Origin of the sequence: Pseudomonas sp. PDM22, assembly GCF_014851965.1 — a bacterium.
Classification (GTDB): Bacteria; Pseudomonadota; Gammaproteobacteria; order Pseudomonadales; family Pseudomonadaceae; genus Pseudomonas.
Map to the genome: position 1 here is coordinate 1 of NZ_JACVAR010000033.1, position 498 is coordinate 498.

The following is a 498-nucleotide window of genomic DNA, read 5'->3' on the forward strand; positions in this document are numbered from 1 at the left end:
ACCTGGCCCAGGTGCTTGGCAAGCGCATCCAGTTGCTGGGGTCGACCCTGCGTAGTCGCAGTGATCAATTCAAGGCTGACCTGTTCAGCGACCTGAGCCAGCATGTATGGCCGTTGTTTGTCGAGGGGCGCCTGAGCCCGCAGTTGGCCAAGACGTTCCCGATCAAGGATGCCGAGGCGGCGTTTGCCGAGCTGGCGACCAACCAGATGTCCGGGAAGTTGGTGTTGGTGATCGATGAGACGCTGGCCTGATCTTTAACTCGGAATGCAACCAATGTGGGAGCTGGCTTGCCTGCGACAGCTATTTAACATTCAACAACAGTGTTGAAGTTTAAACCGTTATCGCAGGCAAACCAGCTCCCACAGTAGTGCGCGAGTTACTTTCTAGTAGTAGCGATCAATCACTTTAACTTGCGAGCTGTCCTTGACGGCCGCCCAAGCATTATTAAGTGTGTCGAATACTTGCTCGATAAAGTTGCGATCAGCCGCAGCCTTCTTG

Annotated in this window: 1 protein-coding gene; it reads left to right on the forward strand. The window is 54.0% G+C overall.

Going from position 1 to position 498, the window contains the following annotated elements:
• Positions 1-251, forward strand: a 251-nt coding sequence (locus IB255_RS30510; protein ID WP_192211290.1) for a zinc-binding dehydrogenase, incomplete at its 5' end; no start/stop codon positions are given.
• Positions 252-498 lie beyond the last annotated feature (247 nt).